General features: G+C 69.2%; 17 protein-coding genes and 3 pseudogenes. 9 read left to right on the forward strand and 11 right to left on the reverse strand.

Going from position 1 to position 18,584, the window contains the following annotated elements; genetic code table 11:
* Window positions 1-148: 148 nt before the first annotated feature.
* Complete coding sequence (locus E1193_RS06950) at window positions 149-916, forward strand: tetratricopeptide repeat protein (RefSeq protein WP_207922603.1); 768 nt, start codon at window positions 149-151, stop codon at window positions 914-916.
* Here E1193_RS06950 and E1193_RS06955 read toward each other — a convergent pair.
* Complete coding sequence (locus tag E1193_RS06955; protein WP_207922604.1) at window positions 913-1,623, reverse strand: tyrosine-type recombinase/integrase; 711 nt, start codon at window positions 1,621-1,623, stop codon at window positions 913-915. The two genes, E1193_RS06950 and E1193_RS06955, sit on opposite strands and share 4 nt — an antisense overlap.
* A 149-nt stretch (window positions 1,624-1,772) precedes the next feature.
* Between E1193_RS06955 and E1193_RS06960 the strand changes: the two are divergent.
* The 4 genes and pseudogenes from E1193_RS06960 (at window position 1,773) to E1193_RS06975 (ending at window position 3,902) form a co-directional block, all read left to right on the forward strand.
* A pseudogene (locus E1193_RS06960) lies at window positions 1,773-2,139 on the forward strand (cyclic-phosphate processing receiver domain-containing protein).
* Window positions 2,140-2,242: 103 nt separating this feature from the next.
* Window positions 2,243-2,616, forward strand: a pseudogene (locus tag E1193_RS06965) (VOC family protein).
* A 215-nt stretch (window positions 2,617-2,831) separates the two neighbouring features.
* A complete protein-coding gene (locus E1193_RS32965) occupies window positions 2,832-2,972 on the forward strand; it encodes a hypothetical protein (protein ID WP_243707344.1) in 141 nt (46 codons plus the stop codon).
* A 177-nt stretch (window positions 2,973-3,149) separates the two neighbouring features.
* Window positions 3,150-3,902, forward strand: a complete 753-nt coding sequence (locus E1193_RS06975) for an SDR family oxidoreductase (protein ID WP_132181471.1) — start codon at window positions 3,150-3,152, stop codon at window positions 3,900-3,902.
* A 637-nt stretch (window positions 3,903-4,539) separates the two neighbouring features.
* Here the strand turns inward: E1193_RS06975 and E1193_RS06980 are convergent.
* Window positions 4,540-4,950, reverse strand: a complete 411-nt coding sequence (locus tag E1193_RS06980; protein ID WP_132181375.1) for a fibronectin type III domain-containing protein — start codon at window positions 4,948-4,950, stop codon at window positions 4,540-4,542.
* A gap of 458 nt (window positions 4,951-5,408) precedes the next feature.
* The gene (locus E1193_RS06985) at window positions 5,409-6,002 is read right to left on the reverse strand and encodes an AAA family ATPase (RefSeq protein ID WP_132181473.1); all 594 of its coding nucleotides are present in this window, start codon (window positions 6,000-6,002) and stop codon (window positions 5,409-5,411) included.
* A 959-nt stretch (window positions 6,003-6,961) separates the two neighbouring features.
* Between E1193_RS06985 and E1193_RS33690 the strand changes: the two genes are divergently transcribed.
* Complete coding sequence (locus E1193_RS33690; RefSeq protein WP_279433301.1) at window positions 6,962-7,093, forward strand: VOC family protein; 132 nt, start codon at window positions 6,962-6,964, stop codon at window positions 7,091-7,093.
* A gap of 318 nt (window positions 7,094-7,411) precedes the next feature.
* Here E1193_RS33690 and E1193_RS31750 read toward each other — a convergent pair whose 3' ends face one another.
* On the reverse strand, window positions 7,412-8,308 hold the full coding sequence (locus E1193_RS31750; RefSeq protein ID WP_165945664.1) for a hypothetical protein: 897 nt from the start codon (window positions 8,306-8,308) through the stop codon (window positions 7,412-7,414).
* Between the two features lie 288 nt (window positions 8,309-8,596).
* Here E1193_RS31750 and E1193_RS07010 point away from each other — a divergent pair, with 288 nt between their 5' ends.
* Window positions 8,597-9,043 (forward strand): barstar family protein, encoded by a 447-nt coding sequence (locus E1193_RS07010; protein WP_243707347.1) that lies wholly within the window; start codon window positions 8,597-8,599, stop codon window positions 9,041-9,043.
* Between the two features lie 235 nt (window positions 9,044-9,278).
* On the opposite strand, the gene E1193_RS07015 is transcribed toward E1193_RS07010, so the two are convergent.
* On the reverse strand, window positions 9,279-9,566 hold the full coding sequence (locus tag E1193_RS07015) for a hypothetical protein (protein ID WP_243707348.1): 288 nt from the start codon (window positions 9,564-9,566) through the stop codon (window positions 9,279-9,281).
* Window positions 9,567-9,742: 176 nt separating this feature from the next.
* Between E1193_RS07015 and E1193_RS07020 the strand changes: the two genes are divergently transcribed.
* Window positions 9,743-11,059: an ISL3 family transposase gene (locus E1193_RS07020; RefSeq protein WP_132181381.1), complete on the forward strand. Its 1,317-nt coding sequence runs from the start codon at window positions 9,743-9,745 to the stop codon at window positions 11,057-11,059.
* 303 nt (window positions 11,060-11,362) lie between these two features.
* Here E1193_RS07020 and E1193_RS07025 read toward each other — a convergent pair whose 3' ends face one another.
* Window positions 11,363-12,121, reverse strand: coding sequence for an IS701 family transposase (locus E1193_RS07025; protein ID WP_165945665.1), 759 nt, complete (start codon window positions 12,119-12,121; stop codon window positions 11,363-11,365).
* 23 nt (window positions 12,122-12,144) lie between these two features.
* Here E1193_RS07025 and E1193_RS32970 point away from each other — a divergent pair.
* Window positions 12,145-12,503: pseudogene (locus E1193_RS32970) on the forward strand (SDR family NAD(P)-dependent oxidoreductase); the annotation flags it as partial.
* Here the strand turns inward: E1193_RS32970 and E1193_RS07035 are convergent.
* The 5 genes from E1193_RS07035 to E1193_RS07055 are packed head-to-tail and all read right to left on the reverse strand — an operon-like array spanning window position 12,405 to window position 18,584.
* Window positions 12,405-13,343 carry a DMT family transporter gene (locus E1193_RS07035; protein WP_165945666.1) on the reverse strand — a complete coding sequence of 313 codons (939 nt, stop codon included), beginning with the start codon at window positions 13,341-13,343 and terminating at the stop codon, window positions 12,405-12,407. The pseudogene E1193_RS32970 and the gene E1193_RS07035 sit on opposite strands and share 99 nt — an antisense overlap.
* Window positions 13,344-13,368: 25 nt before the next feature.
* Window positions 13,369-14,784 carry a pyridoxal-dependent decarboxylase gene (locus tag E1193_RS07040; protein ID WP_132181387.1) on the reverse strand — a complete coding sequence of 472 codons (1,416 nt, stop codon included), beginning with the start codon at window positions 14,782-14,784 and terminating at the stop codon, window positions 13,369-13,371.
* The gene (asnB, locus tag E1193_RS07045) at window positions 14,784-16,622 is read right to left on the reverse strand and encodes an asparagine synthase (glutamine-hydrolyzing) (RefSeq protein ID WP_132181389.1); all 1,839 of its coding nucleotides are present in this window, start codon (window positions 16,620-16,622) and stop codon (window positions 14,784-14,786) included. Before asnB ends, E1193_RS07040 begins: the two co-directional genes overlap by 1 nt.
* A gap of 22 nt (window positions 16,623-16,644) precedes the next feature.
* Window positions 16,645-18,228, reverse strand: coding sequence for a class I tRNA ligase family protein (locus E1193_RS07050; RefSeq protein ID WP_132181391.1), 1,584 nt, complete (start codon window positions 18,226-18,228; stop codon window positions 16,645-16,647).
* Window positions 18,225-18,584, reverse strand: a complete 360-nt coding sequence (locus E1193_RS07055; protein WP_165945667.1) for a cupin domain-containing protein — start codon at window positions 18,582-18,584, stop codon at window positions 18,225-18,227. Before E1193_RS07055 ends, E1193_RS07050 begins: the two co-directional genes overlap by 4 nt.

An 18,584-nucleotide genomic window follows, 5' to 3' on the forward strand; every position in this document is an offset into this window, starting at 1 on the left:
CGGCAGCAGCGGACGGACAAGTCCCGCCAAAGACACAAAGCCAGTCAGACGAAGAGTCACACCCACTGCTGCCGGCTATCAGCTCACCACTGCTGAACCGACCCCGCCATGCTCACAGTCAGCCGAGGACGCCGAACGAAGCCGCGCCTTGTTCCGCGGGACCGGTGACCGCTGGGGCCAGGCCCAAGCCGGCGCCGTGCTCGGCAGACTCGCTGAGATCGCGGGCGACTACCCCGCCGCGGCGGGCTGGCACCGAGAAGGAGTCGAGCTAGCCGAGGACCTCGCACTGTGGCCGGACGTGTCCATGCGCTGGTCCGAACTCGGCCGCATCGCCCTGCTGGAAGGCGACCACGACCGCGCCGACGACCTACACAAACGCGGGCGGGCGGTGGCCGTCGAGCACGGCGACCTGGCCGGTCGGGAATTCGCCGAGGTGGGGCTCGGCCTGTCCGCGCGCCGCCGAGGCCGGTACGCCGAGGCCGAAGCCCTGCTCGGGCCATGGCTGGAATGGAACCGCACGTTCGAGGCGGACAACGGGGCGGCGCTGATCCTCGCCGAGTTGGGCTTCGCCGCTGAGCAGCGCGGCGACCAGGTCGCGGCCCTCGACCTGCACACGCAAGGGCTCGCCGCGGCCCGGCGCACCGGCGACCCGAGGGCCATCGCACTCGCACTGGAGGGGTTAGCTGGCGCCCAGCTGCTCGCAGGCGAGCCAAGGCGCGCGAAGAGCCTGCTCGGCGCGGCAGCCCGGCTGCGCGAGTCCGCCAGCGCGCCGCTGCCACCCGGCGAACGCGGTGACGTCAACCGCATTGAAACCGCCCTGGCGAAACAGCAGCCACCCCGAGCCCACGAAACCGGGCACTACGAACCACATGTTCAAGTCGCTGGTCGGCTCCTTGACCATCCGCAGCCTTGTTAGGCGCGACATCCACCGCCCGAGCAGACAAGATCGGATGCACTCAATTCGGCAAATGCAGTGGCGAGGTGTTTGAGTCGGCGGGTGGCGGCGTGCCGGTCCATCCGCCGAGCGTGGGTGTTGCGCAAAATCGGCCCACTGGTGCGCTCGCCGACGGCCCGGTCGATAGCTCGGGCCACCGCCGGCGGCAGCGGGACGAGCACGACCTTGCCGCCCTTGCCGCGCACGCGCAGGACCCGGTGGCCGTGTTCCTCGCCCAGGTCGGCAATGTTCGACCCGCAGGCTTCGAAGATCCGCAGCCCGAGCAGGCCCAGGAGGGCGACCAAGGCGAAGTCGTTCGGGTTCGAGGACGTGCGGGCGGCGGTTATCAGGGCTTCGAACTGTAGGTGCCCCGGTCCGAGGGTCGGTGACTCGGCCGGCACGGTGGGTCGGCGGACGTAGTCGGCTGGCGAGTGCTCCAGGATGGCGTCGATGACGCAGACCCGGTAGAAGCCGACCACGACGGACAGCCGGCGGGACACGGTCGAGGGCTGGTACCGGCGGACGTCTTGCAGCCAGCGCACGTACCGCTCGATATCCACCCGCACCGCAGCCAGCGGGTGCAGGCCGTGGTCGGCGCACCAGCGCAGGAAGACTCGCAGGTCGGACTCAGTATGGATGCGTGTCTGGCCACGGTAGCGGCCCAGGAAGGCGGAAACTGCGGCTCGCACAACGAGTTGGTCGGCCGGCATGGCACTGGAAGCGGGAGCAGGAGAGGTAGCCATACATTACCGTGCGTTACCAGCGGTGATGAACGCCAGCACGCCGGGAGCGGCAGATCTGGATGGCGCATCATGACGGCGCCAGGCATCATCATCGCGTGAATGCCTACCGAACGGTCGTTCTGGTCGATGACCTCCGTTCGTTCGTAAACGGCCGCAGGGCCGAGGTGGCCCGTACGAGCGCTGCCGGAGTCAAGTTTCTCGAGCGGTACCGGGACGGACGCCTGGACGAGTTGTGGCTCGACCACGACTTGGGTGGGCGAGGACGACACGATCTGGCCGGTCGTGGAAATCCTGGAACAGGCCGCCTTCGAGAAGCGACCCCTCGACATCGGCGTCATCAATGTCCACTCCGCCAACCCAGGCGGCGCCGCGAGAGTCGCACAAGTCTTACAACACTGGGGCTATCGTGTCCACCTCGCGTCGGGCTCCCCGGACGTCGGCTACCTCGACGATCCGCGGTGATCTGACCGGTCCGAACGCGTCGCCGGGCGGCCGCCACAGTCGGACGGCGGCAGGCACGTACCCTGCTTGGACTTGCCGCCACGTCACCAAGAAGGAGTGGCCCGTGCGCTCGACGCTGACCCTCGCGGCGATCACGCTTGACTGCGCCGACCCCCTGGAGTTGGCCGCGTTCTACCAGCGGGCCACCGGACTCGCACTGCACCCCAAGTCCGACGATGAGTTCGCCGGGCTCACCCGGGATGACGGGCTGTTCATCGGCTTTCAGCGGGTCAACGACTACCAGCCGCCCCGCTGGCCTGACCAGAGCGTGCCCCAGCAACTACACCTCGACTTCGCAGTCGACGACATCGGCGCAGCGGAAGCGTTCTGCTGGAGCTGGGTGCGGCCAAGCCTGAGCACCAGCCGGGTGGAGACCGGTTCCGGGTGCTCACCGACCCGGCCGGGCACCCCTTCTGCATAGTCCCGAGCCGGCACTGACAGCGTCCGAGCGCTTCGCGGCAGATCAGCGTGCCGGAGCCGCCGTACGCTTTCGTCATGCCGAGCCGTTACTTTCGCCGTCGTTGGGATGACTCGCGGGGCGACGAGTTCGACGGTTGGGGACACTCCGTCTGGTACTTCGAGGTCGATGACAGCGGGAGGTCGATGACAGCGGCTGGCCTGTCCGCCAAGTGGAGGCGTACGACGCTGGCCCTGTGCTCCGCTACGGGCCCGACCACGAGGAAGACCAGTATGGAGGTCTGGGTCAGGTCAGCCTTGATGACCCGGAGGACTGGAGCGCGTACATGATCGGCCGAGACGAGTTCGAACGCGTCTGGCACTCGGCCGGCGAGTAGGAGTCGGCAATCGCCATCGACGCAGGAGCGCGTGCCGCGGCATCTGGGGTCACCGACCGTGGCAACGCACCGACGACCGGCGCGCACGCAGGGCGGCAGATCCGTGCGTCAGCGCCAGGACGCCGATCGATATGGCAAGATCCGGCCATGAATAGCTTCGATCAACCACTCGACGGCATGAATGCACTGGTTGTCGGAGGTGGGGGCGAAGGAATCGGGCGCGCGGTCTCGCGTGCGTTCGCCGGGGCTGGCGCAGCCGTCGCTGTCGCTGACATCGATCCGGGCCGGGCGCGAGAGGCCGTCGAGGAGCTGACCGGGTCGGGCGCCCGTGCTGTTCCGCTTGCTGGTGACGTACGGTCCCGGCCGGCGGTGGACGCATTTGTTGCCTCCACCGTCGCTGAGTTCGGTCGGCTCGACACGCTCGTGACCGTCGTGGGCGGGCAGGTCGCGTTCGTGCCGGCGGTACGGCTGCACGAGATGAGCGACGACGACTGGGATCTGGCGTATGAGATGAACCTCGGCTATGTGGCGCGCGCGGCCCGCGCGGCGATCCGTGCCTTCCTGGCCCAGGGACAGGGCGGATCCATCGTGAGCATTGGTTCGGTCACCGGCGTCATGGCTGCGCCCATGCAGGCCGGCTACGGCGCGGCCAAAGCCGGCCTCGCGAGCCTCGCCAAAACCGTCGCTGCGGAGTACGCCGGCGACGGGATCCGCATGAACGTCGTGGCGTGCGGCGCCATCGCAACTGCGGTGGCAAATGCTGCGCAGCCCGCCGACGAGGTGCCCGAGATTCCGATGCGCCGGCTCGGTGTCCCCAACGACGCCGCGGCGGCGGCTGTCTATCTGGCCTCGCCGCTTTCGTCCTACGTGACCGGGCAGAGCCTTGTCGTCGATGGGGGTGTCACGGTGCGAGGCCCGTTCTCCGCCTAACGCTGGTCCCGCGCTTAGAACCAACAGCAGCCTGAACGCGGTCACCGCACCGAGCTTCCGGTATCCGGCATCCGCACATCGGCTACTTGTCCGTGCGCCCCCGCAGCTGTCCACGCCCGAAGTCGGCAGCTACCGAAGGCGCCGGAGGTGCCGGCACCGGCGCACGCACGCCCGGCGGCTATGAGCGGAAACGTAATCAAGCGGTGAGAGGCGAGCAGACGCCGGCATCCAGGCGATGCGGGCGTCCGATCCGCCGATCCGGCTCCCCCACGCGTTAGACCTTCTCGCGTTCCGTCACAACGCCGGAGTCACCAGCGACACCACGGGTCGATAGCTTCGCAGCCCGCACTGGACCACACCTTCGCTCGACTCGGGACCCTGAAGCGTCCAGGCGCACGAAGCGTTAATCATGACCATGACAGCCGCGGTCCGGCCGGTGCGCGGACGGCGGCAGATGCGGATGCCGATCAATGGCCTTGTTCCATCCTGGTTTCCTGGTCAAGTGGTGTTGCAGGATTGGGACGATTGACGCTCGGCTTGGTCACTCCGTGTGGATCTTGCTTGGTGATCATCTGTCGGTCTGGCGCAGATCGGCTCCAGTCACGGCCAGTGGTAAAACCTGAGGGCTGAGTCCCGGTCAGTACCACGGGGCGGTGACCGTAACCGGCGGCGAAAGCTCGCCGCTCGTGTAGCCGGAGCCCACCAGGGCGTGGGCCTGAACGGCGAAAGTGCGGGTGCCGCCTGGGGTCAGATCGACGACGAAGGTGTTGAAGGGCATCGACGCGTAGCCCTGCCAGGCGCCGTCGACAAACTGCTTCATCTGGTAACGGAACACGGGCCCGGCCGGGCGAGTCCAGGTGAGTCGCGCACTCGTCGACGTCAGCTCGGACACGACTGGCTGGCCGGGCGGCGGCAGCGGCGTGAGAGTCCCCGCGGACGCAGACGCGGGCGCGGGCTGCCCGGCGAGCGTCGCATCCGCGGGGCCGACCACGCCGCCGGCCAGAGCGACGACTGCCGCGAAGAAGAGCGAAAACCCGCTACGCACCACGATTCCTCCTACGTCAGACATTCATGTTGGTCGAATTATATCCGAGGCTGACCGTCAATGGGCCGCTGCGCTGTAGCCGCTTGCGCAGCCGCCCGCCTCGCCGCCACCGCATGGCATCCGATCGATCGGCGCTGTGGACAACGCACTGATCGCGGCAAGACCGGTTATCGATCGATCACGCATCGTGTCAACGGTCAGGACGAACTGCCCGCTGGCGGCCAGTGGGCGACCAACACGGCCACTACGGAGTGTGGTCGGCGCGAAGGGCGGTTTTCGACGACGTCGCTCCCGGACCTGGCGACAGGGGGCACCCGACGGAGCGACACCGAGCGGTTCCGGCGTGCCGCGTCAGCGCGACAACCCGAGAGAGCACGGCACTTGCGAGTGGCTCCGACAGGCCCTCGGCTAGTCGCCGCTGTCGGCGTACCGTCCCGCAGGCCAGGACGTATGGTCGGCGGCTACACGCCGTGCAGGCGCCTCAGCCACTCGTGCCAGCCGGCTTGCAGTGGGGCTGTTCGGTCGGCTGCTTGTGCGACAACCCTCTCCGCTGTCTCGTCGGGCGTCAGAGCCGACGTGTCGAACCACCAGCCGGCGTCACTGAACTCGCGTTTCATGTCCGCGTCAAGGCGCTCGTAGCCATCGAAGTTGAACCGCTCCTCCAGCGGTCGCGTCTCGTTCCGGTGCTTGCAGACCTCGATTCCCGGAGCGAGGGTCACCAGGCGCACAGGCCGGGGCGACAACAAGGCTAGGAAGAAGTCCAGCTCAGCTCGATCAGCCAGAACCGTGTCCATAAACACGGTGAGGCCGAAGTCGACGAAGTTGCTGGCCAGCGCGCACATGTTGCGGTTGCAGAGCTCATCCTGTCGGAGCGCGGCCTCGGCCGGCTCGCCCATGAACCAGACGAACCCACTGCGGATCATCCTGCAGACGTCGTCCCCGCCCACCACCGCCGCCCGAGGCAACAGCCCCGCAGCCAGTGACGCCACCGTCGACTTTCCCGCCCCCGGCATCCCGGACACGATCACGCACCCGGACAGCGCCCCAACGGTCATGGGCAGTGAAACTTCCACAACGCCCATCCCTCGGCAACCGCATTTATGTACCGGATGCCCTGCTCCATCGGAAAGCCGCCCGGCACCCGCACATTGCCGGGACTACGTGCGGTCCGCTCGTCGGGCACCGGCCCGGTATCGCTCGGAGCCGGCGTTTGTGGACGTTTTCCCGACGAAGACGTTGCCGCGACTGAGCCCTGGCCTTGTCGCAGCCCGACTTGGGTCACGTTAATGATCATCTTCTGATCTCAGCGCTGTGACCTGCTTCGTTGCTCGCGACGGCGCCGGGCCTTGCGCACTACAGTAACCCGAGTCCGCGTACTCACCCTCGACAACATCATCGTCGGCGACGATGACCTTGCGATTCGGCTCGGAGATCCACCCAGCCCGGTGCCGCAGCCGTTCGCCACACTGTTGCTCGAGCTATACGCGAGCCGAGAGAACCTCACCGTGCCAGCAAACGCGTCCTGCCGGTGGCTGTTCCCGGGACGGGGCCCGGGCCAGCCGGTTGGCTATACAGCGTTGCGGCAGTGGGTAACGAGTGTCGGCCTACACGTTGGCCGCGCTCGCGTCTCGGCGCTGCGCCGACTCGTGCTCGACGTGCCGCCACCCGTCGCAGCGACGGCGTTCGGCTTCGCCCAGTTCACCGCACACTGCCACGTCGAAGCCGCTGGCGGCACGTGGAACCGTTACGCCACCGTCAACCGGGCGCCACAGCAGCCCTCGCCGGCAGGGCACGTAGCGCCGGACCGTCCTTTGAATCACGGATCGTGACGAGGCGCGGAGGGTCGCGCGCGTTGTGTGAGTGAGTCCGACCGGCCGGTCCGCTCATCGGCTACGTCCGGACGCCGGCGACCGGTGCCGACATCACCGTCGGTGACGAGCGCTTCGCGGCAGTTGAGTACGTGGTTGGGGTCGCAATCCGGTCGACCGTCGGTGGGTCCTGCAACGATGCCCGGGTGACCTCCTTCATCTCCCATACCAGCGTCGACTGTGCCGATGCGTATGCCTTGTGCCGCTGGTGGCAGGCCGTCCTCGACTACGTCGAGGACCCTGATGATCCGAACGAGCCGGCCACGAGGAATGCATGATCCTCTCTCGGGACCGGACGCATCGACTGCTCTTCATCGAGGTACCAGAGGGGAAACGCGACGAGCCAAGAACCGATTTCGGATTCCCGCCCACTGGCAGCAGCAGGACGGCCGTACGATGGCGCGGCGGCCCTGACCGCCTGACCGCAGGCTGTATGAGGGCCGGTCAGCCGCTGATAATCCTCGAAGATCAACAGCACATGCCTCGGGCGTCCTCGGTCGGTGATAAAGACCGGCCCGCTTCGCTGCGATCTTGGCTCGGCCCGTGTCCTGGTTGAACTCGCGACTCGACAGCGTGGTGACAGCAATGTCCACCCGTCAGCCGTCGCCATCTGCTCCCCCGTCTCCGCCCCCGTCCATCACATACGCCGCGAACGATGCGTTCACGTCGGCGAAGTCGTCGCGCTTCGGCCGGATGTTCCACCGTGAGTCGGTAATTCCCGATGCGAGATTGCGGCGCAGCCCGTCGTCACTGATTGCCGCCAAGCCGCCGAGCGCGACCCGAGGAGCCTCACCCGCACGCGCCGGTAGGCCGTCACCAAGCTGCCTCAGCACCTCGCGTCCCAGGGTCGTGGTGGGGTCGGGTCCGGTGTAACCGTGCTTGCGTACGTAGATGGCTGCGGCAGGAATCATTGCCATGAAACCGAGGAAGATCGCGAGCCCGAGGCCGGGAGACGACTCCAGTTCCTGGAACTCCCGGTAGGCCCGGGCCGTGCTCAACATGCCGATGAGGAAGACCAGGACACCGGCCCCCATCGGGGCGGCAACCGTCATCGCTTCCCACTTCCGGCGTCGCGGGCTAACGATCAGCCGGTCGACGGCGGCCCGGTCCAGCGCCCCCCGTAGGCCCGCCACCGGGGCCCGGTCCCGGACAGCGGCAAGGCCGCGCTCGCCGACGTCACGGACCGCTTCGAGCAGCCGAAGCCCGTCGTCGCGATATGATGCCTCGGCTAGGCGCGCCTCGCCGGCCGGGGTCAGGCCGAGCCGCCCCGGGTCGGCCCGGACCAGTCCGTCATCGATCATCCGGACCACGCCGGCATCGATGCCTCGGACGATCCCGCCACTCAGGACCGCGACGTCCACGTCATTGCCATAGCCTGCGACCAGCGAACGAGCAACCTCGGGACGCGGCCGCCGGTCACGGACAACGATCGCCACCGATGTGACCAGCCCACCGCCGACCACCAGCCCGTAGAGGATCCACCAGACGGTCATTCGTACCTCCTGCGGCGCCCGCACTCGTTCGAACCGTACCGGCCCTTTGCGATCGACTCACGCCGATGGGGTTACGCGAGTGTACGAGGCGTCCGACCAGAAGGTCGAGTTGCACTCGAACGAGTCGATTCACAGCTCGAACCCGATGTACCGCAGGTCGTAGCCGGGGCAGTTGTGGGACTCGAACGACGGGCTCAGCCCTCCGGCGACACCCGGCGGGCGCAGAAGGTCGCGTCCTGGCGCTGATCCTGAGGGAGACGAGCTGCATTCTCCGGGGTACCGCCGAGGTTGCTGCTGGGCCAACAGGACACCACCCACGCCGCCGGAACGTGCTGTCGGCACGATCGTTTCCCGCCGGGCCACGGTGCCATCACCGTCGGTGACGAACGCTTCGCGGCAGAGGTCTTCTACGACTTCTCGGACGCCTTGCTCTTTCCCAGCTACTTCGGCTGGAACTGGGCCGCACTGTCCGACTGCCTCACAGATCTGCACTGGCTGCCGGCGGACGGCTACCTGGTGATCGTCGAAAACGCGCCCCGGCTGCTGCCGGACAGCACCCACGACCAGCACACACTCTTCCGCATTCTCGCCCGGGCAGTTCACCACTGGGCCAGCCCGCTCGACCAACCGGAGGGGAAGATCGTCCCCTTCAAGGTACTGCTGCTGTGTAACCGCGAGGAGGAGGCAGTACATCTGCGGCAGGACATCACCCGAGCAGTCCACAACGCGCGGTGACATCCCGAACCGCTCGCGACCGCCGCCATCCATTCATCGGCATAGCCGCGAGCCATCTGTGGCATCCGTCCGAGGCGCTGCGCGCTGCTTGCGGCAGATCGGTACATCTGACCTTCGTCGACGCCCAGCCACGGGTGAGGCAATGCGCCCGGCAGCTACCCGAACGCATCGACATCGGCAGGGTCGCACACCGGTCGTCTCCAACCGGTGGCGTCGGCGGCGATCAGGTTCCTGATCAGAAGGGGGGTGCGTCCTCGCCCATCAACGCCAGCACGACGCCGCCCTTCCCGCGCTTGAGACTCTGGACCACGACCTTGCCGGTGCTGCCGTCGGGCAGCTCCAACGTAAAGGTCTGCCCGACCGCGTTCTTGGGACCGCTGCCGGCGCTGTTGGCGGGTCGGAAGTCGCCTGCCCACGGCGGGGTCCCACCCTTGCGAGCGGGCTCGGCGAAGAGCGCGGCGGTGCCGGGAGTCCTGATGCCGTCCGAGGAAAGAAGCACTGAGGCGCTGCGATAGGTAGCCATATACGCCAAGGCTATCCCGGACTGCGCTCGTTCGCGCCACGACAACCGTCCCATAACGGCTCTTCGAAGTTGAGCGGGGTTCGCGGCTGGAGCCGACCCGAGCGTGAGGTGCTCGCAGCCCGTCGGTGATCATCTGAGTGTCGAGTTCGGATGGTCACAAGTGAAGAGCTGCGAGCATGGTCAACGATACGACCCGGTTGCTGGGGCTGGACGGCCTGGTGGTGGAGCGGGTCGAGGTGGACGCCGAGGGCGTCGCGGTGGTGGACCTGTCCACCGGTGATGAACAGGCACGATGTTGCCCGGAGTGTGGGCAGCGAGCGGTCCGGGTGAAGCAGTGGGCCACGACCCGGCCGCGGGATCTGCCGGTGGGTGGCCGGCCTGTGCGGCTGCGTTGGCGGAAACGACGCTGGTACTGCCCGACGGCCGGCTGCCCGCGCAGGTCGTTCACTGAGCAGGTCGCCCAGGTACCCGCCCGTTCCCGGCTCACCACTCGGTTGCGGCAGGCGGCCGGGGCGGCCGTCGCCGACGCCGGCCGCACGATCGTGCAGGCCGCCCGCGACCACGGCCTGTCATGGCCGGCCGTCGCTGAGGCGTTCACCGCCCACGCGACCAAGGTGCTGCCGGCCGAGCCGGAGCCGGTCGCGGTGCTGGGCATCGACGAGGTCCGTCGGGGCAAGCCTCGCTGGGTATACGACGAGCAGGCCGAATCATGGACCACTACCGCCGACCGGTGGCACGTCGGCTTCTGCGACCTGTCCGGCGGACAAGGGCTGCTCGCCCAGGTCGAAGGCCGCACCACCGCCACGGTCACCAGCTGGCTCGCCGCCCGCCCACAGGCCTGGCGCGGCCAGGTTCGAGCCGTCGCGATCGACATGTGCACCGTGTTCAAGGCCGCCATCCGGCAGGCGCTGCCACACGCGGTGCTGGTGGTCGACCACTTCCACATCGTGCAACTGGCCAACCGGGCCGTCACCGAAGTCCGCCGCCGGACCACCCTCACCCAGCGGGGCCGCCGCGGCCGCGGCAGCGACCCGGAATGGCGGATGCGCAACCGGTTGACCCGCTCGGCTGCCCGCATGTCCGGAAAGCACGTCGACCGCCTGGTCGACACCCTCGACGCCCTCCCAACGGCGATCGGCGCCCCGATCCTGACCGCGTGGAACGCGAAAGAAGACCTGCTTGACCTGCTCGCGGTCGCCCGCACCCAGCCTGACCGGGAACACGTCCACCGGCTGCTACACCGCTTCTACACCCGCTGCGCCGCCTCTGACCTGCCTGAACTCCACCGGCTTGCCGCCACGATCGAAACCTGGTGGCCGCAGATCCACGCGTTCCTGCACACCGGCATCACCAACGCCGGCTCCGAAGGAACCAACCGCGTCATCAAGACCGTCGCCCGCGATGCCTACGGCTTCCGCAACCCCGAAAGTCAACGCCTACGAACCCGTGCCGCCACCACCCGCCGGCACCGCGGACACCTCAACCCCGCTTAAGTTCGAAGAGCCCCCATAACGCAAACAGCCACGGGAAGCGACCTTGATCTGCTCTCACCCCTGGGTCGACCGTGCGTTGGCCGCAGCCCGAGCTAGACCCCCCCCCTCGCCGAACCTGCGGCTTCGGCGGCCGACAGCCCGCCGGCTCGGCCGACCTCTCGCCACCGCGTCCGCACTCGCCCGCACCAGGCCCAGACACCTCGCAGGTTGTCGGCACGCACGATCGGCGGCATGTGAGTAGGCCGGCTCCCCGGAGAGCGCAAGTCACGAGCGCCGGCGCCAGTGCCGCGTGGTTTCAGTGCCTCAGAATCTGTAACTCGTCGCCCCGGCCCGGATCCTGCCGATCATGGCCTTGACCGGGCTCACGGTGTGCAGGCCGGCAGGGACCTCGTCGTCGTTGCGGGTGGCCATCACATACGCGATGTCCTGTTCCTCAAGCCAGTCTCGCAGCCCCGGGTTCTGCCCGAACGCCTCGTCGGCGCTGAACCAGGCGAACGGCACCCCCGCCGCGATGGCCCGTGAGAGCATCGTCCGGGCATGCTCGGGCTTGGTAGCGAACTTGACGTCGTCGGGCACCGCCGCCCGTTCACACCGCTGCGGATCACAGATACAGGACCTCGGCAGGTACAACTCCCGATCGACCAACGCCCGGCCCTTCGGCGAGACGTAGGCCAGGAACGTGCCAATCTGACAGTTCTCGACCTTGCCCGCGGTGCCCGAGTACTGCCGCTGCGCACCGGCCGACCGCAGGCCCTTCTTCACGAACCCGGTGTCATCGACGATCAGCACACCCTGCGGATCCCCGAGATGCTCGACCAGGTAACCGCGAACATCATCACGAACCAGATCCGGCTCCCAGCACGGGCTGTACAGCATCTCCTGCACCGCATTCGGCGAACTCCGGCCGGCGTGCTCAGCGATCGTCCACCCGTTACGCCGCTCCAACGGCGCCAGCAACCCCCGCACATACGCGAACGCCAACCGACGCGGCTCCACCCGCGAAAACCGGCCCGCGATCACCGCAAACAAATCATCCAGACCCGACTGCCACTCCGCCAGCACCTCACCACCCAGCACGCCCCGTCAAGCATTTCCTGCCGCTGCTGCGTCGGTCCGCGGCCCGGGACATCGTGATGATGGTGTCCGCCGCGGGCACACCCGGCAATTTCGGTCCGGCGCGCACGAGGCCTTCTACGCGGCGAAGTGGGCCCAGGCGGGCCTGGCCCGCATCCTGTCACACCGGCTGCGTCCCGAGGGCATTCGGGTGGTCGGTCTCTACCCGCCGGACTTCGACAATCCCGACCCGTTCACCGCTGGCTGGGACACCGCACCCAGGACCGTGTCCTCACCGCTGACCGCAGACTCGATCGTCCGATGCGTCCTGTTCGCGGTCACCCAGCCCCGGGACTGCTTTATCCGCGACTTCCACTTCGAGCAGGTCTGAGCGCGTCCGCGGAAAAAGCAGCACCGAACCGACCACGGTGACCGCCCCGGTGACCTCCCAGGGCGTGAGCCGCTCGCCCAGGGAGACCATGGCGACCGCGACGCCGAACACCGGAATCAGGTTGAGAAGCATGCCGGCCTCACCCGCTGGAATGGCGGCGAGACCGTAGTTGAAGAGCAGAAAACTGACCGCGTAACCGAGCAGGCCGGCGGCGACCGCCGTGCCCCACGCCGCCGGATCCGCAGGACCCGGCAATTGCTCACGCCCGCTCACCCACAGCGCGATCGTGAGCGGTGCCAGGCAGAGCAGTCCGAATAGGAACTGGTACGCGGTCATGGTGAGGGTGTCCACCCGCGGCGGGAACGCCTTCGCGACGATCGCGTAGCCGGCCGCGGCGAGCGCTCCGGCCACCACCAGGGCATCGCCGAGGTGCAGCCCGCCGCCGAGCCCGCCCTCCAGCAGCCATACCCCGGTGACGGTGAGGCCGAGGCACAGCAGCACCCGAGCGGTGAGCCGTTCCCGCAGGAAGACGGCGGCCAGCAGAACAACGAAGAACGATTCGGTGTCGGCGAGAACCGCGGCGTTGCTGGCAGAGGTGTACGCGAGACCCCAGATCATGCCAACGTAGGTGAGGCACGGCTGAAGCAGGCCCAGCACGGCCAGCCGGCCCCGGTCCGCGACGACCGGCTGCGGCCGGGACCGGTGGCGCAGCAGCAGCACCGTCCACAGTGCTGCCGTGGCGATGGCAAGGTCGACGGTCAGCAGTGTCATTGGGCCGAACGCGGTCAAGCTGAACTTCGAAAGCGACGCCGAGGTGCCCCAGCAGAAGGTGGCGGCCACGATCGCACCGGCGTACCGGGCCCGGTCAAGAGGCATCGTCGAGTTTCCCGGCCAGTTGCCGCAGCACGCCGGGCAGCTGAGCCACGTCGGACGCGGTGGTCCGCCAGTTGACGAAAGCCGGCCGGAAGGCGACCCGGCCCCGATGTCGGGTGGTGCCCAGGTGGACGCGGCCGTCGTCGAGAACGGCGGACCCGAGCGCCGTGTTCAGCCGGTCGGCCTCCTCGTCGGTGACACCCGGCGGCCGGTAACGGAAACACACCACGTTGAGTGTTGCCGGGGCCAGCAGCTCGAAGTCGGGCGCCGCCTCGACCGCGGCGGCGAGCTGCCCGGCCAGGTCCAGGTGGTGCTCGACCATCGCCCGGTAGCCGTCCCGGCCGTACGCGGCCAGCGTCGCCCAAGCCGCGAACGCCCGGACCCGGCGGGAGTTATCCGGGCCGACGTTGCTGAAGATCGGGTGCGGGTCGTCGGGATCGACCAGGTAGGCGGCGCTGTTGGTGAAGACGCTGCCGAGCAGGCCGCGCTCGCGCACGAAGGCGAAGCCGCAGTCGTAGGGGACGTTGAGCCACTTGTGCCCGTCGGCGGCCACCGAATGCGCCTGTTCGAGGCCGGTGGTCAGCCCAGCGGTGCGCGGGGAAAGCCGGGAGAACAGCCCGAACGCGCCGTCGATGTGCAGCCACGCGCCGTGCTCGCGGGCCATCTCAGCCAGCTCGGCGATCGGGTCGAAGTCGCCGGTGTCGGTTTCCCCCGCGGTCGCCAGGATCAGCGCCGGGGCGCCGCCGAGCGCGGCCAGTTCCCGGCTCAGTGCCGCCGGGTCGAGGCGGCCATCGGGCCGGGCGAAACGCCGCAGGCTGGACCGGCCGATGCCGAGGACATCCAGCGATTTCACCGCGCTGGCGTGTACGTAGCCGCCGCCGAACACCGGCATCTGGGGCAGCCCGGCGAGTCCGTCCGCGTCGACGTCGATCCCGTGCCGCAGCCCCCACCAGCGACGGGCTGCGGCGATGCCGGTGCAGTTGGCCATCGTCGCGCCCGTGGTCAGCACCCCGTCCCAGCCGCCCGGCAGCTCGAAGAGATCCTGCAGCCAGTCCAGGACGGCGGTTTCCGCGCGGGCGGCGAACGGTGAGCAGACCCAGGCGGCACCGTTCTGGTCAGCGACCGAGGTGAGCCAGTCGGCGGCGAGCGCAGCCGGTGTTGTACCGCCGGTGACGAAGTGGAAGTAGCGCGGCCCGGACGACCGGGTCGCGGCGTCCAGCAGACCGTCGCCGAGCAGGCGCACGGCGGCCTCCGCGCCCAGCCCGGCCGCCGGCAGCGGCCGGTCGAACGGTGAGACGACCGGTTCGGGGTGGCTCACCGGCCGGCCGGTCAGGTCGAGCAGGTAGCGGTGCGCGTACTCGGCGGCCACCCGCAGCGCGGCGGCGCTGTCGTCCTGGAAGGCGGCCATCACGACAACCTCAGGACCGGGCGGCACTCGTCGATCCACGCGGCCAGGTCCAGCCAGCGTTCCACACCGGTCCGGTCGGCGGAGTTAACCGCGGCCGGCTCGGCGTTCGCAAGGGCGCGTAACCGGTCCCGATCGGCGAGGTCGGCGGCCGGGTGCCCGGCGGCCAGCAGATCCCGGACCTGGGATTGCAGCTCCACGAGGTACTGCGGATCGCGGGTGGACGGGTACGGTGCCTTGCGCCGGGCGAGCGTCGGTTCCGGGAGCAGCCCGGCGCCGGCGGCCCGCAGCAAGCTTTTCTCCCGGCCGTCGAAGGTCTTGAGAGCCCACGGGGTGTTGAACGCGTACTCGACCAGCCGGTGGTCGCAGAACGGCACGCGTACCTCAAGCCCGACGGCCATGCTCAGCCGGTCCTTGCGGTCAAGCAGGATGCGCAGGTAGCGGGTCAAATGCAGGTAGCTGACCAGCCGCATGCGCGCCTCGAACGGGTCCTCCCCGGCCAGCACGGGTGCCTCGGCCACCGCCTCCGCGTAGCGGGCGGCGATATACGGCGTCAGGTCGAGCGCCTCCCGCAACCCCGGGTCGAAGACGTCGAGTCCGGTGTACGGGCTGGTCACGTGGGTGTGGTCGACCCAAGGGAAGACATCCGCCCGCTGGGCGACCGAGTCGTGCATCCACCGGTAACCGCCGAACACCTCGTCCGCCGATTCACCGGACAGGGCCACCGTCGACCGTTCCCGGACCGCGCGGAACAGCAGGTAGAGCGAGTTGTCGGCGTCACCGAAGCCGACCGGCAGGTCCTTCGCCCGGACGACGGCGCGGCGCACGTCCGGATCGGCGATCGACTTCGGGTCAAGCGCGACATTGTGGTGCGCGGTGCCGGCGTGCCCGGCGACCAGTTCGGCGAACGGCGCGTCCGGCTGGTCCCGGAACGGGTCGGGGGTGAACAGGTCGCGATGCCCGACGAAATCGACGGCGAACGTGTTGAGCCGCTCGCGGCCGGCCAGGCGCCGCTGGGCGAGCGCGGTGATCAGGCTGGAGTCGAGGCCGCCGGAAAGCAGGGCGCAGCGCGGCACGTCGGTGACCAGTTGCCGGTCCACGATGTCCTCAAGCAGTTCGCGGATCGCGGCCACGCTCCGGTCCCGGTCGTCGGCGTGCTCGGCGGCGGTCAGCGACCAGTAACGACGAACCTGCGTACCAGCCCGGTTGAAGATGACCACCGTGCCCGGCAGGACCTCGCGCAGCCCGGCCCAGACGGCGTGCCCGGGGGTGCGGACCCAGCTGAACGCCTCCCGCAGCCCGTCCAGCCCGACCACCCGGTCAGCGTATGGGTGCGCGTGGATCGCCTTGGGCTCGGAGCCGAACAGCAGGCTCGGGCCGATGCTCTGGTAGTAGAGCGGCTTCACGCCGAGCCGGTCGCGGACCAGCAGGAGCCGCTCGTCGCGCTGGTCCCAGACGGCGAAGGCGAACATGCCGTTGAGCCGCTCGGCGAGACGGTCACCCCAGGCGAGGTAGGCGGTGAGGACCACCTCCGTGTCGCTGCCGGTGCGGAACGAGAACCCGGCCCGCTCCAGCTCGGCACGCAGCTCACGGTAGTTGTAGACCTCGCCGCTGTAGGTGATGACGACCGGACCGTCCGGGGTCGCCGCGATCATCGGCTGGGTGCCGCCGTCGATGTCGATGACGGCGAGCCGCCGGTGCCCGAGCAGGGCGTGCGGTGTTGCCCAGGTGCCGTCCGCGTCCGGACCACGGCAGGACATAGTGCGCGTCATCGCCTCGATGACGGCTCGTTCGCTGCTCAGGTCGCGGTTGTGATCGACCCAGCCGGTGATGCCACACATGGCGCTGCCTCTCGGGGTGGGTTCAGCGGAGTGCCGGCGGACGGCCGAAGACCGCGCCGTCAGCCGGCCGGATCGGGTGGGCCGGCGGGAGCGGTTGCAGGGCCGCCGCGTCGACCGGGCGTCCGGGGTCCACCCCCAGCAGGTGGGCCAGCCGCACCGCGCCGTCCGGCAGCACCGGCTCGGCGGCCGCCGCCAGCAGCGCGGCCACCGCGAGTTGCCCGCTCACCGCAGCGGCGTGCGTCCCGGCCGGGCGTGCTCGCTCGTGCGCCTGTTCATGACCGAAATCCACGGCCATCGCCACGATCTCGTCGAGGAGGGCAACCGCTCGGCGCGGATCAAAACCTTCCGGCGCGTACGCCTCCCTCAGTTCGGCAACCGCACGCAGCACCCGCCCGTGCAGCACCTGCCAGGCCGCGCCGTCCGGCCGTTCCCGTGGTGCCCGGCCCTCGTGGTGCTCCCGTACGTCGGCGAGGAGCCGGTCCAACCAGCCGTTCCAGACCTGGTGCAGGTGTTCCCGGGCGTGGTCGAGGTCGGCCGGTTCGAAGTTGGTCTGCCGCCCGGTCGGCCGGTCGGTGAACACGTGCCACCGCAGCACGTCGGCACCGACCCTGGCAAGGGCCTCGCTCGCCCAGACCGCGTGCCGGCGGCTCGTCGAGAATTTCTTGCCGGACAGCCGGTAGAACTCGTTGACGACGAATGCGGACGGCAGCGCCAACCCCGGGTCGTACGCCATGAACAGGGCGGGGAACAGCACGGCGTGGAAGTAGCCGTTGTCGAAGCCGAAGAACTGCACCGGTGCGGGGCGGGGCGCCGGATGCTGCAACAGGTAGCCGGGTGCCATCTCGAACCAGACGTAGACGCGCTGGTCTTCGAAGCCCGCAGCGGGCACCGGCACCCCCCAGTCGGACGGGTGGCTGACGGCGATCTCGGGCAGCCCACCGGCGAGCATTACCTCGCACAGGGCCCGCAGATGCGGCGGCATCCGGGTACCGGCCCAGTAGCTCGCCAGCCGGTCCGCGAAGGGGGCGAGCGGCAGGTAGAGGCGTTCGCAGTCACGCAGCCGGGCGGCGGTGCCGCACACCACGCAGTGCGGGTCGCGCAGGTCGCCGCACTCGTTGGGCCGGCCGCACGCCTCGCAGGCGTTGCCGCCGGACTCGGCGCCGCAGTGCGGGCACCCGCCCGCGACGTACGCCTCGTACAGCCACCGTTCGCAGCCGTCGCACCACGGCAGCGGCCTGGTCCGTGGCACGATTGCGCCGGCGGTCAGCAGGGCGGCGAAGAACTCCTGGACGAAGGCCGTGTAGCCGGGGTCGCTGCGGGGCCGGACGACCGGGTCGTAGCGGGTCGCGGCATCGGTCCAGGCGGCAACGATCGCGGCGCCGTACCGGTCGGCCACCTCTTCGCCCTTGAGGCCGTCGCGGAGGCCGCGTACCGGCACATAGCTCTGGTGGTCGTCGAGGCCGGTGGTGAGCCGTACGGTGTGCCCCTCGGCGGACAGGAAACGGCGCAGCACGTCGGCGGCGAGATAGGGGCCAGCCAGGTGCCCGACGTGTAGTTCACCGTTGGGGGTGGGCGGCGTGGCGGTGATCCAGAACGGCCCGGTCATGCTGTGGCCCCCGGCACGGGTTCATACAACGGCCAGTAGACCGACAGCCAGGACAGCCGGGTGCCGGCCGCGCTGTGCACGACGTGCTCCCGGTTGCGCGGCAAGAAGACAAGGTCGCCGGGGCCGATCGGGGTGCGTTCGCCGGCCAGCGTCACCGCCCCGGTCCCGGCGATCACCACCATCAACTCGTCCTGGTCGTGGCAGTCCGGGGCGCTGTCGCGGCCGGCTTCCAGGAAGCAGGCCATCGCGCCGAGCGGCGGCTCCTGCGGCCCGATGGCCTGCGGGATGAGCCGCTGGCAGCGCATCCCGAACTCCTCGACGGCCGAGTCGGCGTCGATCGTCACTTTCTCGATCAC

The organism is Micromonospora sp. KC606 (genome assembly GCF_004348675.1).
Classification (GTDB): Bacteria; Actinomycetota; Actinomycetes; order Mycobacteriales; family Micromonosporaceae; genus Micromonospora.